Annotated in this window: 17 protein-coding genes; 3 read left to right on the top strand and 14 right to left on the bottom strand. The window is 68.4% G+C overall.

Annotated features, from left to right (window positions below):
- Positions 1-37 precede the first annotated feature (37 nt).
- The 4 genes from IE069_RS00685 to kynU all read right to left on the bottom strand — a co-directional run bounded on the left by IE069_RS00685 (position 38) and on the right by kynU (position 4624).
- Positions 38-781: a class F sortase gene (locus IE069_RS00685; RefSeq protein ID WP_189348181.1), complete on the bottom strand. Its 744-nt coding sequence runs from the start codon at positions 779-781 to the stop codon at positions 38-40.
- Positions 782-817: 36 nt separating this feature from the next.
- Positions 818-1594 (bottom strand): GVDTG sorting domain-containing protein, encoded by a 777-nt coding sequence (locus IE069_RS00680; RefSeq protein WP_189348180.1) that lies wholly within the window; start codon positions 1592-1594, stop codon positions 818-820.
- A gap of 261 nt (positions 1595-1855) precedes the next feature.
- Entirely contained in the window at positions 1856-3298 is a 1443-nt protein-coding gene (locus IE069_RS00675) for an amino acid permease (protein ID WP_229790851.1), read from the bottom strand.
- Positions 3299-3346: 48 nt separating this feature from the next.
- The gene (gene kynU, locus IE069_RS00670; protein WP_189348178.1) at positions 3347-4624 is read right to left on the bottom strand and encodes a kynureninase; all 1278 of its coding nucleotides are present in this window, start codon (positions 4622-4624) and stop codon (positions 3347-3349) included.
- A gap of 118 nt (positions 4625-4742) precedes the next feature.
- Here kynU and IE069_RS00665 point away from each other — a divergent pair, with 118 nt between their 5' ends.
- The 3 genes from IE069_RS00665 to IE069_RS00655 all read left to right on the top strand — a co-directional run bounded on the left by IE069_RS00665 (position 4743) and on the right by IE069_RS00655 (position 6384).
- Entirely contained in the window at positions 4743-5246 is a 504-nt protein-coding gene (locus IE069_RS00665; RefSeq protein ID WP_189348177.1) for an Lrp/AsnC family transcriptional regulator, read from the top strand.
- 31 nt (positions 5247-5277) lie between these two features.
- Positions 5278-5850, top strand: a complete 573-nt coding sequence (locus IE069_RS00660; protein WP_189348176.1) for a TetR family transcriptional regulator — start codon at positions 5278-5280, stop codon at positions 5848-5850.
- A gap of 105 nt (positions 5851-5955) precedes the next feature.
- Positions 5956-6384, top strand: coding sequence for a hypothetical protein (locus IE069_RS00655; RefSeq protein ID WP_189348175.1), 429 nt, complete (start codon positions 5956-5958; stop codon positions 6382-6384).
- A gap of 83 nt (positions 6385-6467) precedes the next feature.
- Here IE069_RS00655 and fdhA read toward each other — a convergent pair whose 3' ends face one another.
- From fdhA to fbaA, 10 genes are all read right to left on the bottom strand, one after another.
- Positions 6468-7685, bottom strand: a complete 1218-nt coding sequence (gene fdhA / locus IE069_RS00650) for a formaldehyde dehydrogenase, glutathione-independent (RefSeq protein WP_189348174.1) — start codon at positions 7683-7685, stop codon at positions 6468-6470.
- A 141-nt stretch (positions 7686-7826) separates the two neighbouring features.
- Positions 7827-8450: a thymidine kinase gene (locus IE069_RS00645; protein ID WP_189348173.1), complete on the bottom strand. Its 624-nt coding sequence runs from the start codon at positions 8448-8450 to the stop codon at positions 7827-7829.
- A 57-nt stretch (positions 8451-8507) separates the two neighbouring features.
- Positions 8508-9572 (bottom strand): hypothetical protein, encoded by a 1065-nt coding sequence (locus IE069_RS00640; protein ID WP_189348172.1) that lies wholly within the window; start codon positions 9570-9572, stop codon positions 8508-8510.
- Positions 9573-9658: 86 nt separating this feature from the next.
- Positions 9659-10963, bottom strand: a complete 1305-nt coding sequence (locus tag IE069_RS00635; RefSeq protein WP_189348171.1) for a hypothetical protein — start codon at positions 10961-10963, stop codon at positions 9659-9661.
- Complete coding sequence (locus IE069_RS00630) at positions 10960-11463, bottom strand: hypothetical protein (protein WP_229790850.1); 504 nt, start codon at positions 11461-11463, stop codon at positions 10960-10962. Before IE069_RS00630 ends, IE069_RS00635 begins: the two co-directional genes overlap by 4 nt.
- 38 nt (positions 11464-11501) lie before the next feature.
- The gene (locus tag IE069_RS00625) at positions 11502-12956 is read right to left on the bottom strand and encodes a hypothetical protein (protein WP_189348478.1); all 1455 of its coding nucleotides are present in this window, start codon (positions 12954-12956) and stop codon (positions 11502-11504) included.
- Positions 12953-13357, bottom strand: coding sequence for a DUF6507 family protein (locus IE069_RS00620; protein ID WP_189348169.1), 405 nt, complete (start codon positions 13355-13357; stop codon positions 12953-12955). The genes IE069_RS00625 and IE069_RS00620 overlap by 4 nt, the downstream gene beginning before the upstream one ends.
- Positions 13358-13456: 99 nt before the next feature.
- The gene (locus tag IE069_RS00615) at positions 13457-13888 is read right to left on the bottom strand and encodes an SRPBCC family protein (protein WP_189348168.1); all 432 of its coding nucleotides are present in this window, start codon (positions 13886-13888) and stop codon (positions 13457-13459) included.
- An 85-nt stretch (positions 13889-13973) separates the two neighbouring features.
- A complete protein-coding gene (locus IE069_RS00610; RefSeq protein WP_189348167.1) occupies positions 13974-14393 on the bottom strand; it encodes a DUF3151 domain-containing protein in 420 nt (139 codons plus the stop codon).
- An 8-nt stretch (positions 14394-14401) separates the two neighbouring features.
- Complete coding sequence (gene fbaA, locus IE069_RS00605; RefSeq protein ID WP_189348166.1) at positions 14402-15424, bottom strand: class II fructose-bisphosphate aldolase; 1023 nt, start codon at positions 15422-15424, stop codon at positions 14402-14404.
- Positions 15425-15617 lie beyond the last annotated feature (193 nt).

The raw sequence follows: 15617 nt of genomic DNA, 5'->3' as shown, positions 1-15617 counted from the left end.
CTCCTACAGGCGGGACCGGCCCCGCTCAAAGCGTCGGCTACGCCTCCCGGGTGGACGTCAACTCGGCATGGACGACGATGTTGTCCGCGTGGCGGCCGGTGCTCTCATCGAAGGTTCCCCCGCAGGTGATCAGACGCAGCTGGGCGTCGTCGGTGTTGCCGTAGGTGTCCATGGTGGAGAAGTCGGGTTTCGGCGTCTGGACGACCCGGGTGACGGTGAAGACGGCCACCGTGCCGTCGGCGCGGGTGACCGAGGCTTCGTCGCCCTTGCGCAACGCCCCGAGCTTGAAGAACACCGCCGGGCCCTCCTGGTTCAGGGCCGTGACATGGCCGAGGATCACGGCCGGCCCCTGCTCGCCGGGGGACGGTCCGCGGTCGTACCAGCCGGCCGGCGAGTCCGCCAGCAGCGGCGGGACACCGATGGTTCCGTCGGCCTGGAGACCCACATTCATCAGGTCGGTGTCCACGTCGATCGAGGGGATGCTGAGTCTGGTCGGCTGCGATTTGTCGAGGATGAGTTCCGGTGCCGCGACCGGGGGCGCGGGCTCGGCCGTCCGGCTCGGTTCCGCGCTCGGCGCGGGGGTGCTGTCCCGCGGTTGCCTCGACGTCGGCGCGGCCGAAGCCGATCCGGCATCGAGGGCCTCGGAAGCCGGGGGCGAGGGGGGAGGCGCCTCCCCCCTCACCCCGACTCCGACCAGGATGGAACCGAGGACCCCGGCTGTGACGATGAGCGCCAAGGCGATCAAGCGTCCCCTGGCGGCTTTGTTCCGGGCATGCCTCATGGTGATCGTTCCTTCCTGGGTTTGCTTGCGCCGTGGTTAGCCCTGACCCGCCTGGCGGCGGCGGACCATGTAGACACCGGCTCCCGCAGCGACCAGCACGAGGCCTCCGCCGAGGGCGATCATCTCGGAGTCCATACCGGCCGTGTTGCCACCGCCGGTCTCGGGGTTGCCGATCGGCATGTCCATCTGCGACGCGGTCAGCGTCCCGCACAGTGCGGGCGCGGTCGCCGCGAGGGGCAGCTCCGGAGCCAGGGTGGACATGGCCCCGGCGGCCTCCTCGCTCAGCGTTGCCGGGTCCAGCCCGTGGACGACGACGGTGCCGTTGCCGGCCTCGATCGCCTCGATGGTCTCGGCATTCATCGTGAACGTGCGCTCGAAACTGAAGCTGCCGCCCATGCCCGCGACCGTCAGGTCCGTTGCGGCCCCGGCGCTGGTGTCGCCGGAGGTCGAGAGCGTGGTGCCCACCATGCCGTAGGACGGGCCACCCTCGGGGGTGTCGACAATCCCATCACCGTTCTCGTCGGCATCCGGGGTGGGGCACTGCCCCTGGGTGTCGGTGGTGATGTGGATGTGCTGGACGTGCGGGTACGGGTTGCCGTCGAACGTCTCGGCGAGGCCGCTGACCTCCTGGGAGACGGTTGCCTGGTCTCCCGAGATGCGGATCATCGTGGAACCGGACCCGCCGCTTCCGTTCAGTTCCTCGAGCTCGGCCTGGTACGTCTCGGCGTGGGTGTCGGCCGACGCGCCGGTAGCCGCGGCGGCCAGCATGCCCAGCGCCAGCGTTGGTACGGCGAGCAGTTGTAGCTTCTTCATGGAAGTCCTTCCGTTGGGGTGCCATCACCTGTGACAGCACCAGAGCTCCTGAATTTGCGTTGTGTTGCAATTCACATTCGGAGCCGACGGCCGAGCGGATTGGAAAAACACGAAGAAAGTTTTTGCGGACCTCGGAATCCGCGATCCCGGCGACTCCGGCCGGCCCGGCGCACCACCTCGCCGAAGCCGCGAGGGGGCCGGCGCACTGCGCCGACCCCCTCGGATCCGATTCGTTGCCAGGGCGACGCCCCGCCGGCCGCCTCAGCCGCCGCGGACCGGCTCGCCGACCGTCTCCTCGGGCACCTCGTCGGGTGCGACGTCGTCGTGCCGGGCCTCGGGGCCGCCGTCGCCGCGCGCGCCGCGCCGGCGCATCACGAAGTAGGCGACGACGACCAGCACCGCGAACGGGACGCCGAAGACCAGCGTCATCCGGAACTCCTCGGTGAACAGCGTGGTCACGAGCAGGGCGAGCATCAGCAGGGCGCCCAGGACCGAGCCGGCCGGATAGAACGGCAGCCGGTAGGCCAGGGCGGCGCCGGTGCGGCGGTGCGCGCGGCGGAAGAACAGGTGGGTGACGAAGATGATCATCCAGGTGCTCATGGCGCCGAACATCGACAACGCCATCATGATCGTGAAGCCCGACTCCGGGTTGGCCGCGTACACGATGGCCGCCACCGCGACGCCGGCCGCCGAGAGCAGCAGCGCGTTCACGGGGGCGCCGTTCTTCCGGAGCACGCCGAAGGCGCGGGGCGCCTGCCCGCCGCGGGAGAGCGAGAACATCATGCGCGTGGAGATGTACAGCTGGGAATTCATCGCGGAGAGCGCCGCGACGATCAGCACGAAGTTCAGCAGCGAGTCCGCGAACGGGATGCCGGCCACCTGCATGACGGTCACGAACGGGCTGCCGCCCGCGAGCAGCGCGGACACCGGGGCGATCGCCAGGATCAGGGCCAGGGTGGCGATGTAGAAGAGGAAGAGTCGGACGATCGTCACCTTGAACGCCTTCTTCACGGCCGTTCCGGGGTCCTTCGCCTCGCCCGCGGCGATCGCGATCATCTCGATGCTCAGGTAGGAGAAGATCGCCACGATCACGCCGAACCACAGCCCGGTGAAGCCGCCGGCGAAGAAGCCGCCCTCGCTGGTGTAGTGGTGGAAGCCGTATGACTCGTCGCCGCCGAACACCAGCGACGCGGCCACGACGATGAAGGCCACGATCGCGAACACCTTGGTGGCGGACAGCCAGTACTCGAGCGTGCCGAAGACCTTGACGTTCATCATGTTCACGCCCAGCAGGAGCGCGGAGAAGGCCAGCACCCAGACGAGCGGCGGCACCGCTGGGAACCAGTGCTGCATGTACTCGCCGACCGCCGTCACCTCCGTGCCGACGGCCAGCACGATGCAGGACCAGTAGAGGTACTTCACCATGAAGCCGGCCAGCGGCCCGATGTAGTGCTCGGCGAAGGCTCCGAAGGACCCGGTGGTGGCGTGGCTCGCCGTCATCTCGGCGAGCGCGCCCATGACCAGCAGGGCGATCACACCGCCGATCCCGTAGCTGACCAGGACGCTCGGGCCCGCGAACCCGATGGCGAACTTGCTGCCGAGGAAGAGCCCCGTGCCGATCGCGCCGCCCAGCGCGATCATGCTGAGCTGACGCCCGGTCAGCCCCCGGGAGAGCCCCTGCTCGCGCTCGGCGAGCTGTTCCATGCTTGATTTCATCGTGACCTCGTTGTCTGGATGCGGTGATGGGGGTGATCAGGTGACGGCGTTGCGGCGCTGGTGCTCGGGCGCCTCCCACGCGCGGGTGTCGAGGATGTCGCGCAGGTGCTCGACGGCGTCCCACACGTCGGTGTAGGACGTGTAGAGCGGGGTGAAGCCGAAGCGCATGGCGCCCGGTTCCCGGTAGTCGCCGATGACGCCGCGCTCGATCAGGGCGCTGACGACGGCGTAGGCCTGGGGGTGCTCGACGCTCACATGGCTGCCCCGGTCCTCGTGCCCGCGCGGCGTGATGAACTTCAGGCCGTGGCCGGCGCAGCGCTCCTCGACGAGCTCCATGAACAGGTCCGTCAGGGCGAGCGACTTCGCCCGCAGCTCGGCCTCGTCGACCTCGAGCGCGATGTCCAGGCCGCACTCGAGGGTGGCCAGGGAGATGACCGGCTGGGTCCCGCACAGGAACCGGCCGGCGCCGTTGTCGGGCTCGTAGCCGTCGGCCATCGCGAACGGCCTGGCGTGGGACCACCAGCCGGAGAGCGGCTGCCAGAAGCGGTTCTGGTGGCGGCGGTTGACCCAGATGAACGCGGGCGAGCCCGGCCCGCCGTTGAGGTACTTGTAGGTGCAGCCGACCGCGTAGTCGGCGTCCGCCGCGTTCAGCGCGACGGGCACGGCGCCGGCGGCGTGGGCCAGGTCCCAGATCGCCAGCGCGCCGGCGTCGTGGATCTGCGCGGTCACGGACGCCATGTCCCACATGGAGCCCGTGCGGTAGTTGACGTGGGAGAGCGAGACGACGGCGACGTCGTCGTCCAGCGCCGCCTCGAGGCTCAGCTCGTCGTCGATGAGGCGGACCTCGTAGCCGCCGCCGACCGAGTTGAGCAGGTCGGCGAGGCCCTCGGCGATGTAGATGTCCGTGGGGAAGTTGTCCCGCTCGGTGACGATCACGCGGCGGCCGGGCGCGTCCTGCTGCTGGATGCGCACGGCGGAGGACAGCGCCTTGAAGAGGTTCAGGGTGGTGGTGTCGGTGACGACCGCCTCCCCGTCGCCCCCGCCGATCAGCCGGGAGATCTTGTCCCCCAGCCGGCGCGGCAGCTCGAACCAGCCGGCCGTGTTCCAGGACCGGATCAGCCCCTCGCCCCATTCCTGCTCGATCACCCCGGCGGCCCGCTCGGCGGCCCCCACCGGACGCGGACCGAGCGAGTTGCCGTCCAGGTAGACGACGCCGTCGGGCAGCAGGAAGCGGGACCGGAACCCGGCCAGGGGGTCGTTCGCGTCGCGGTCTGCGCAGCGTGAGCGGTCGTGGGTCGAGATCGTCGAATCCATGGGGCCTTTCGGGATGTCTGAGGAGTCGGGTGCGACTCGCCGTTCAGGCCATCGTAGAATCGAAGGGAATCGAAATGCAGTAGATCCGAATAACCACAAATAAAAGAGGTGTCATTCCGTGCTGAATTCGCAGGGCATCGACAACTACCACGCCCGCCAGAATCCTGTTCGGCTCGATGAGACGGACCTGGCGATCCTGCGGGAACTCACCCGCGACGCGCGCCTGCCCAACAACGTGCTCGCCTCACGGGCCGGCGTGGCGCCCTCCACCTGCCTGGGGCGCGTCCGCGCGCTGCAGGAGGCGGGGATCATCCGCGGCTACCACGCCGACGTCGACCCGCGGGCGCTCGGGCTGCAGATCCGCGCCGTCATCTCCGTGGTCCTCCGGCCGGAGATGCGGGACCGGATGCTGCCGGCCGCGCGCCGGCTGCGGGACCTGCCGGAGGTCACCGACGTCTTCGTCCTGGGCGGCACGTCCGACCTGCACGTGCACGTCATGTGCGCCACCGTGGAGTCGCTGCGGGACTTCATCGCCGCCCATCTCGGCGCCAACCCGGTCTTCGCCACCACGCAGACGTCGCTGGTCTTCGAGCAGCTCGAGCCGGGCGGAGACGGCGCGTGAACGCCCCCGCGCTCCGCCTAGACTGGAACCCATGGCGCTGACACAGGAGACCGTAGTGACCGCGGCCGTCGGCATCCTGCGCGACTTCGGCCTCGCGGACCTCTCGATGCGCCGGCTGGCCCGCGACCTCGACGTCCAGGTCGGCGCCCTCTACTGGCACGTCAAGAACAAGCAGGAGCTCCTCGTCGAGGTCGCCTCCGCGCTCATGGACACCCCCGCGCTCGGCGCGGGAGGCCCCGCCGGGGCGGTGCACGACGCCGTCACCCCGGCTGCCGCTCGCGGCAGCATCCTTCACCTGGCCTCCTCACTGCACACGCTGCTGCTGCCGATCCCGGACAGCGCGGAGGTCGTGCACGTGGCGCGGGTGCTGGCGCCGGAGCGCCTCACTCCGCTGACCCGGCTGACGGACCTGTTCGCGGCGGCGGGACTGCCGGCCGAGCGGGCGGTGAGCGCGCAGTCGCTGATCGTGAACCACGTGCTCGGCTCGATCGCCGAGGCGCAGAACCGGGCGGACTTCGCCGTCTCCGGCACGGACGCCCCGGACTTCCGGTGGGCGTTGGAGCGCGCCCTGGACGGCCTGCTTCCGGCGGTCGGGGCACCGTAGCCACCCCGACGGCGACCCGGTGCGCCGCTAGCCATTGACTCCGCGCGCGCCCGGCGTTTCACTGAGAGAACAGTGCAGGGCGGACACGGGGAAGCAGGTGCTGTGATGACCACGGCCATCGGAGGAACCCACACGACGTCGTTCTTCAGCGGCGTCGTCCACTTCGTCGGCGGGCTCGGTGTCGGTGCCGGCGTGTTCTTCGTCGGCAACCAATTCCTGGTGCTCGCGATGGCCAGCGGCTCCCACCTCTTCGTGCGCTTCGGATTCGCGCTCGTCGTCGCGGCCCTGGCACTCGGGGCGGTCCTGATGGCCCGCGCGTCCACCACGGCCGCCTCCGGCGTCGCGATCAGCATAGCCGCGTGCATGGTCTTCGGCGCGATGCTCTCGGGGCCGACGTGGCAGACGCTCGCCGCGTTCGCCCCACCCGAGGCCGTCTTCGCCGCGGGCGCCCTGAGCCCGCTGTCGGTGGGCCTGTTCGGCATCGCCGTCGGCCTGCTGATCCGGCGACGGGACGCCTCGCACAAGCAGCGCTGAATGGCGCCGCCCGGGACGGTATCCCGTCCCGGGCGGCGGCCGCGCACCGACGACGACGACGGGTGCCACCGTCGTCGCAGGGGTCAGTTGCTGGAGATGAGTCCGTGCGGGTCGAGCACGAACTTCTGCGCGGCACCCTCGTCGAACGCGGCGTAGCCCTTCGGGGCGTCGTCGAGGGAGATCGCCGTGGCGTTCACGTTGGCGGCGATGTTCACCTTGTCGGAGAGGATCGCCTGCATGAGCCCGCGGTGGTACTTCATCACCGGACACTGGCCGGTGACGAACGTGTGGGACTTGGCGAAGCCGAGGCCGAAGCGCATCGACAGGGAGCCGGCCTTGGCCGCCTCGTCCGAAGCACCCGGGTCGCCGGTCACGTAGAGGCCCGGAATACCCAGGCTGCCGCCGGCACGCGTGATCTCCATGAGCGAGTTCAGCACGGTCGCCGGCTGCTCCTTCCCGGCGTCGTGCCCGTGGCCGCGTGCCTCGAAGCCCACGGCGTCGATGCCGCAGTCGACCTCGGGGGTGCCCAGGATCTGAGCGATCTGCTCGCCCGGATCGCCGAGCGAGACGTCCACGGTCTCGCAGCCGAAGCTGCGGGCCTGGGCCAGCCGGTCGGCGTTGAGGTCGCCGACGATCACGGTCGCCGCGCCGAGCAGGTGGGCCGAGGTGGCCGCGGCCAGCCCCACGGGGCCGGCGCCGGCGACGTACACCGTCGACCCGAGTCCGACGCCGGCTCCGACCGCCCCGTGGAATCCGGTCGGGAAGATGTCCGAGAGCATGGTCAGGTCGAGGATCTTCTCCATCGCCTGGTCGCGGTCCGGGAATTTCAGTGCGTTCCAGTCGGCGTACGGGACCAGCACGTACTCCGCCTGGCCGCCGACCCAGCCGCCCATGTCGACGTAGCCGTACGCCGATCCCGGGCGGTCCGGGTTCACGTTCAGGCAGATGCCGGTCTGGCCTTCCTTGCAGTTCCGGCAGCGGCCGCAGGAGATGTTGAACGGGACGGAGACGACGTCGCCGACTTTGAGGAACTCGACGTCGCGGCCGACCTCGACGACCTCGCCGGTGATCTCGTGGCCGAGGACGAGCCCCTCGGGCGCGGTGGTGCGGCCGCGGACCATGTGCTGGTCCGAGCCGCAGATGTTGGTGGCGATCGTCTTGAGGATGACGCCGTGGTGCACCTTGCGGCCGATGTTGGCCGGGTTGACGCCGGGGCCGTCCTTGAGTTCGAACTCCGGGTAGGGGGTGTCGATGACCTCGACCTTGCCGGGACCTGCGTAGCTGACTGCCTTGTTACTCATCTTCGAGCCGCCATTCTCTGAAATATCAGTCGATTACTAATCGGGTATCAGTCAGTCTGCTGACCCGCCACGGGCCCTGTCAAGAGGTAGAGCGATGCTCCGGCACATTGGTCGACGAGCGGTGCACCACCGCGCGTCCCATCAGCCGAGTCGCCCGCCCGAAACCTCCAGATAACAGGTCGCGCACAGCGACTCGTAGCTGACGTCCTGCCCGTCGATCGCGACCTGGTCGCCGTCGAACACGAACGTCTCACCGACCCGTCGGGTGTTGAAGACGGCCTTGCGGCCGCACCGGCAGATCGTCTTGAGCTCCTCGAGGGTGTGCGCGAGCTCCATCAGGCGTGCCGCGCCCGGGAACGCGTCGGTCCGGAAGTCGGTGCGGATGCCGTAGGCGAGCACGGGGACGGAGTCGAGCACCGCGATGCGCAACAGGTCGTCCACCTGTTCGCGGGTCAGGAACTGCGCCTCGTCGATCAGCAGACAGGCCACGGGCTCGACGTCGACGTGGGTGACCAGCGCATCGGGGTCGTCGCCGGCGGCGTGCTTGGCGAAGAGGCTGCGCACCGGCTCGTCGGGATGGATGGTGAAGTCGACCTCGCGGGAGACGCCGAGCCGGGAGACGATCGTCCGGTCGCCCTTGGTGTCGACGGCCGGCTTGGCCAGCAGGACCCGCTGGCCGCGCTCCTCGTAGTTGAACGCCGCCTGCAGCAGGCCGGTCGATTTGCCCGAGTTCATCGCCCCGTAGCGGAAATAGAGCTTCGCCACCGTCCACCGGCTCCCTTCGACTGGATGGCAGCGGATCGTCCGGCGCCGCCGTCGATTCTATGCGGGCGCGGCCCGCAGCGTCGCGTCGAGCTTCCGGCCGAGCCCTTCGGCCGTGACAGTTCTCCCGCTCCCGGTCACGTACTCGCCGTGGTGCCCGCCCTGCGTCAGGGAGAGGGACTGGTCGCGGTCGAGGAAGATCCGCCACGACGCTCCCGCTCCCCCTGTGGCGGCGAGGAAGTCCGCGATCCAGGCGCCGGCCGCCTCGGGCACGACGAAGTCCACCCGGTATGCCGCGTCGACCCCGCGCCGGCGGCCGTACCCGGTCAGCGCGTCCAGGCGCTGGCGGAGGCTGCGGTCGTCGTCGAGGCCGCCCTGCTGCGCCTGCCGCGCTTCTTCTTGCCACAGTACGACGGCGTTGCGCGCCCCCAGCCGCAGAATCATCTCGGCCGCGCGCGGCCCGGCCGCGCCCGGGCAGGGCTGGAATGCGACGATGTACGCCGTCGTCGCGCCCGACTGGAGCGGCTGGGAGGCGAGCAGGACCTCGGGTGCGGCCCGGCCGTCGTCGTCCACCATGCCGAGCGCGCGCAGGGGCGCGGCGGCCACAGTCGCGCCGAAACGCGCCCAGCGGCGCCCCGACCAGTTCCGGTGGAGCCAGTCCACGGCCTCGGGGGCGAGCAGCGGCCCGCGGCTGGCGGCGAGCGTCGCACCGGTCGCCGCGGCGGACCAGCGCGGCAGCGAGACGGCGAATCCGCCGTCGGCGACGGGGTCGGTGGTGCCGTCCGCGTCGGTCATCCACCGGGGGCGCAGCCGGCGGGGCAGGTGGCCGCAGCCGAAGAAGACGCCGGCAGCGAAGAGCAGGAAAGCGCCGAATCCGGCGAAGCTGAATACCCACTGGAGCGCCGAGACGAGCTCGCGGGTGCCGCCGCGCGTCAGGGTCCCGGTAGTCACCGCCAGACCACCCCACAGCAGGATCCCGCACCCCATGAAGAGGATGCCGGAGCCCAAGCAGGGAAAGTAGGCGTTGAGCGGACGCCAGGCGCCTCGGTAGGTGAGGACGCCGGCCGCGACGAACGCGCCGCCCACGACGAGCAGGAGTACTCCGAAAACCGCGATGATTCCCAACTCCCGACTTCCGGCGCCCTTGACCCCACCATCGTGGCAGGGGTGGCGTGGTCCGGCGATGGGGAGAACTCCCCATCGCCGGACGGTCAGACCATCTGGACCGGGCGGTCGAAGAGGAGGGCCTGGATGCGGTCCTCGATCTGATCCTGGACCGTGATCGTGGGCTGCGGAATCAGCGCGTAGTGGTTCCGATCCACGTCGGCGGGGCGGTACTGGCCGCGGCGGCCGGCGGAGAAATACGTAAGCGGTTCCAGCTCGCCCGCCTCGCTCCGCGCCTCCAGCGTCCACATGACCCACGGTTGCGAGGCGGCATCGATCCACGCCGTGTTGCCACCGACCGGGAGCGCGGGCTCGCCGTGGATGACCAGGGCATTGAGCGTTCCCTCGTCGATGACGGTCGGTGCGAGCTCCAGTTGCCATGCCGGTGCCAGTCCCAGCCACTGGCCGATGTTCGTCGAGACCTCGTAAAGGGGAATGACGTACGCGCTGTAGGTGCCTTGTTCGGGCCCCTCTTGTCCGGCGCCCGGACCACGTCCCGCGACGACGAAGGCCAAAGAGTCGTCGGCCCATACGAAAAGCTGTGACGTGCCCGTTGAGCGCGTCGCCGAGCAGTGCAAGGACACCGAGGCCTCGTCCATCAGTGCCGCACAGGCCGCGCCAATCTCGGTCAGGGACTGCCCTTCGACGAATCCGCCGTCTTCGAGAGTCCTCAGCGCTTCAGTGTCCTTGCCGGCACCGAGGCGTCCGATCTTGTAGCCGTCCGACATGCGCTGCAACAGGTCCATCGCAGCATCTGTGACGGTCGGCATGTCCGCCACCGGGTACGGCTGTCTGTCAGCGACACCCGAATAGTCGACGACCTCGACACTCTCCTGTTCGGCATATGGCGCGTCGAGAACATTGAACTCCGACTGGATCTCAGGCCCCGCCGGCGTCTCGACGGCCGTGGCATCAACGACCCTGACGGACCTCGCGACCTCTTCCAAATGCGTCCGGAGCGCCGGCCACTGCGGAGAACTCGAGGAAATCGTGACCTGGATGGCTACGCGCCCCTCAAATTTGATGAGATCCATTGAGCGAATGCGCGTCTTCGACGCCGGTGAGACGTGCGAGTAGACGACCGCTCGGGTCTCGGGCCCCTGCCACATCTGCACGTCGATGACCTGCACCTTGTGGAGGTTGTCATGCAGAGAGCTGACGAGCCGGCCGGCTAGTTCATCGACCAGACCGTCGAACGGGTAGGCGCGGGCCACGAGGTTGGGAGCGAAGTTCCCATTCTGATCGGCGGGAAGGTGGACAAGAAGATCCACAGTGTCCTCGACGACTCCCTCAACCCACGGCTCGTCGATGTCGATGGCGAGGACACCATTGCGGCCCGTTACCGTTGTCATTTCCCTGCCCTCTCGGCTGCCGTGAGACCACGGCACAAGTCGATGTCCTTCATGATCTTGTTCTTTCGGCGCCCTTCAGGAAGGGCCTGAACGTCCGCGATCTCCGCATCGGTCCACGGCATGACGTCACGCCGCCCTCCCCGCTCGACCCACTCGCGGTACCAGCGCGGCGCGAGCTTGGCCGGCCACCAGACGAAGGAAAGCATGATGAAGGGGAGCGGGATCCAGATGAAGGGAAGGTTCCACCACAACTGACGCATGGCCTCGTCGCCGACGGCCTCGAAGTACGTGGCCGGCGTCGACAGCAGCAGAGCTGCCGCCACACACACGAGCATGAACGGCCACGTGTTGCGCGGCGACAACTGGGTGATGTTGAACGGCGGCTTGACCGTCCAAGCACGCCGGGCCCCGGTCAGAGCCCGGAACCCGGGGGTCACGAACGCGATGACTACGAGGTGTGCAACAACTGCGAAGACAATCGCGTCGGTCGACATTCCCATTCGATTCCTCTTGCTCCTCTGTGTGGTGACCGCGCCGGTCAGAACCAGTTGCGCGGGTCGGCCTTCTTCGCCAGATCCTTGGCGCCGTCCACGAAGGCTTCGCCCTTCTCCTTGATCTCGTCGACACCGCCTTCCCAGCCGCCTGTTCGGAAGGCGTCGACGATATCGGCGGCGTGTGGTGCCACCTTACCGCCGACGTAATCGCCGACGATACCGCCCACGAAACCGCCAACGGGGCCACCGATAGCCGTACCGATTGCGCGCCCGCCGACACCGAAAGCGACCTGCGTGACGACCTCGGTGGTGCCGCGGACGGCCGAGCTAGTCGCCGCCTCCCTCTGATGCTCCCCCGGCGTCCGGTCCGGATGGTCGCGCAAGGAGTTGTTGTACCCCTCGGCGTATCCGTCCGCGTACCCACCGATTGCCTCGGCGACTCCGAAGACCTTGCCGGCGCCCTTGACGTACTTGTTGCCCTCGATCTTCTTGACGGCGCCTTCGACCTTACGGAGGCCTCTGCTGCCGCGCTGCGCCCAGCCCGGCATCCTGATGTTCGTGTTCAGCTGGAACCGGGTCTTGGTGCCCGTCGCGTCAGTCACTCCACGCAGCCGCCAATTGAACTTGTCCTTCATGAGCTGACCGACCGAGGACCGCCGGAACCGGTCCGACCATGAGACGAATGCGGGGATCGGGTCGCCATTGGCGTACCGCATGACGCTGCCGTCCGGTGCCACCTGGTACCTGGCGGGATTCTCGGGGAGGTAGCTCTCGAGCTTGGTTTTCACATCCTCCGGCAACCACTTCGGGATGCGGCCGCGCATAACCTCGGTGATCGATGTCGGGACCGGGCTATCGGCATTGAACTTGAACCCGATTTTGCCGTCGTGCCCGTTGAAGCCCGCCCCAACCTGGAGGGTTGTTCGGGCTCGGTTCCATTGCTTCTTGGTCCCTTCCAAGAAACCTTTGAGCCCCGAATTCGTGTAGAGGGGATCCAACGACGGATCAGCGTTCTCGATGGCAGTCACGCACCTGCCGACCATGGCGACGTAGTCGTCACGGGCTTCCATCAAGCGCTGGGAAAGGTCGTTGCTCTCGGTGTACGTCCGGTAGGACACCCCGTCCACCTTGTCCGCGTCCACGTCCGGCTCGGCCTCGAGGGCGTTGTACGTCGCGACCTCGCTCTTGAGGTTCTGCCACCGGGGCTTGAAGCCTTCTACCTCGCCCGCGAAATCCTTCAGGGCCTTCTTGGTCTCCGTGAGGGACGTGTTGACCGTATCGGCATAGGGTGCGACGTTGGTCGTGAAGGCCATGAAAAGCTTTTCATCCCCTTCGACTGTCAAAGCACTCGGCAGTCCTCCCCACTGGGTCGCGGCGTCGTCGTAGGCGGTCAGAATGTCTTCGCCCGTCTTCCCGAGCTTCTGCGCGTCGTCTGTCAACTGGGAGTGCTTCGGCATCTTCTCCGGCCAGTTGTACGGAAAGTGAACGACGTAGGTCATACCTGGTACTCCCCTGACTTCTGCGGGCCGACGGTGGGAGTCGTCGACGTCCCCTCACCCGGATTGTAGTCGGGCAGCTTGCCGGAGTCCTGGATGGCATCGGCGACGACCCGCTGGGACTCGCCGGTCATCTCCTCGTTGGCGTTTTTGAGCTCGTTGATGACGGCTTGCGCACTGTCCGCAGCGGCCCGGCCGGACTTGATCATCGTGACGGTCAACGGGTTGACCGCATTGTCGTAGAGCTTGTTCAAGGCATTGAAGATGCGCTCCTCAACAGCGGCCTCCGCGCAGTTGCTCATGGCCGTCTGGATCTTGTTCTCATGACCGTCCAGATCAGACCAGGACGTCCTGGTCCCATCGACAGCGCCCTGCGCGGCGCTCTGGTTGAGCTCCCAACTCATTCGGACCCTCCTGCCGTATCAACCAACTCCGATTCCATACATTAGACGAATCAGGTTGAATATAGCGATGGGGAGAAGTCCCCATGGGGGTGCGCGATCCTACGGAGCCTTCTCCGCATAGGCCCGGAAGGCCTCGAGCTGGCCGGACTCGGCCTCGACCAGTGCCTCCCGCAGCTCGTCCGCGTTGCCGCCGTCGTTGTTGACCCTGATTCCGACACGCAGCCGCATCCGGGTCTGGTCGCCCACGGCGACCAGCAGGTACCCGTACTCGACGCGCACGTCGGCGCCATCGGATGCCGTGGCCAACGTGAGCGCCCCGCCCGGCTCGAGCGTCACGACGGACAACCTGCGCTCGTGCTCGCCCGCCACGTAGCGCAGCACCTGTCCGGGCGCAGCGGGCCCCTCGGCGTGCATCTTGTCGACGCCGGGCATCCACAACGGCGCGGCCGTCCAGTCGGTCAGCAGGTCCCACACGCGGGCCGCCGGCAGGTGGATCAGGATCTCGTCCTCGAGTGCTGTGATGGCCTCCATGAAAAACATCCTCCCCCTTCCGCGGTGCTTGCGGAAGGGGGAGGATGCAGGATCGGCTGGCGCCGGTACGACGCCGGCCGGCGGCTCAGGCCTCGATCGCGGCCTTGGCGGTCGGGTCCGAGTCGTCGAGGAAGCGGTTGATCCGCTCGACCTCGTCGGTTTCACCGATCGCGGCGGCCGCACGTCCCAGCGCGTAGAGGGAGCGCAGGAAACCGCGGTTGGGCGCGTGCGTCCACGGCACCGGGCCCTGTCCGCGCCAGCCCGCCTTGCGGAGCGAGTCGAGGCCGCGGTGGTAGCCCACGCGGGCGTAGGCGTACGACTCGACGTAGTGGCCGCCGTCGTACGCCTCCGCGGCGAGGACCGCCCAGGCGAGGGACGACGTCGGGTGCGCCGCGGCGATGTCCACCGCTTCCTCGCCCGCGGCGAACTTCGCCTCCACGTCCGTCTCCTCCGGCAGGAGGGTCTCCGGAATGCCGAGCAGGTTCTTGCCGAGAGCGTCGCTCATGACCGGCCCTACTTGATCGACTTGCCGGCGGAGCCGAGCTGGCCCGCGGCTTCGACGATGCGGGCGGCCATGGACTCTTCGGCCTTGGCGCCCCACACGCGCGGGTCGTAGGTCTTCTTGTTGCCGACGTCGCCGTCGACCTTCAGGACGCCGTCGTAGTTGGCGAGCATGTGGCCCGCCACCGGGCGCGTGAAGGCGTACTGGGTGTCGGTGTCGATGTTCATCTTGATGACGCCGTAGGAGACGGCATCGGCGATCTCCTTCTCGGTGGAGCCGGAGCCGCCGTGGAAGACCAGGTCGAACGGGCTGTCCTTGCCGATCTTGGACCCGACCTGCTTCTGGATGTCGGCCAGGATCTCCGGGCGCAGCTTCACGTTGCCCGGCTTGTAGACGCCGTGCACGTTGCCGAAGGTCAGCGCCGTGATGAAGCGGCCGTTCTCACCGGAGCCGAGCGCCTCGACGGTCGCCATCGCGTCCTCGACCGTGCTGTAGAGCTTCTCGTTGATGTCGTTCTCGACGCCGTCCTCCTCGCCGCCGACCGCGCCGATCTCGACCTCGAGGATCTGCTTGGCGGCCGCGGAGCGCGGGAGCAGTTCGGCGGCGATGCGCAGGTTCTCCTCGAGGGTCTCGGCGGAGCCGTCCCACATGTGCGAGTTGAAGATCGGGTCGCGGCCGGCTTTGACCTCGGCCTCCGAGGCCTCGAGCAGCGGCAGGACGAAGCCGTCCAGCTTGTCCTTGGGGCAGTGGTCCGTATGCAGGGCGATGTTCACGCCGTACTGCTTGGCGACCTCGCGGGCGAAGGCCGCGAAGCCCAGCGAGCCGACGACCATGTCCTTCACCGACGAGCCCGACCAGTAGGCGGCGCCACCGGTCGAGACCTGGATGATGCCGTCCGACTCGGCCTCGGCGAAGCCGCGGATGGCGGCGTTCAGGGTCTGTGAGCTGGTCACGTTGACCGCGGGGAAGGCGAATCCGCCGGCCTTCGCGGAATCGATCATGGCGTTGTACTTGTCCGGGGTAGCGATGGGCATACCGTCTCCTGACGTTCGCAATTCAATAGGTCGGGACAACACTGTCTGCAGACCATCCTAGGGCAGGCGACGTCACACCGGCGGGCGTGTTTCGCGCGCGGTCGCCTACTTGACGGACCGGCCGGTCCGCGGGCGCCCGGCAGCCCGCCCCGTTGCAGCGTCGCCCAGGACGGTACGACGACGGAACGCACCG

The sequence above is a fragment of the Zhihengliuella salsuginis genome (genome assembly GCF_014651715.1).
Classification (GTDB): Bacteria; Actinomycetota; Actinomycetes; order Actinomycetales; family Micrococcaceae; genus Zhihengliuella; species Zhihengliuella salsuginis.
The sequence above is the reverse complement of the archived record's forward strand: the minus strand, read 5'-3'. Positions and strand labels throughout refer to the sequence as shown.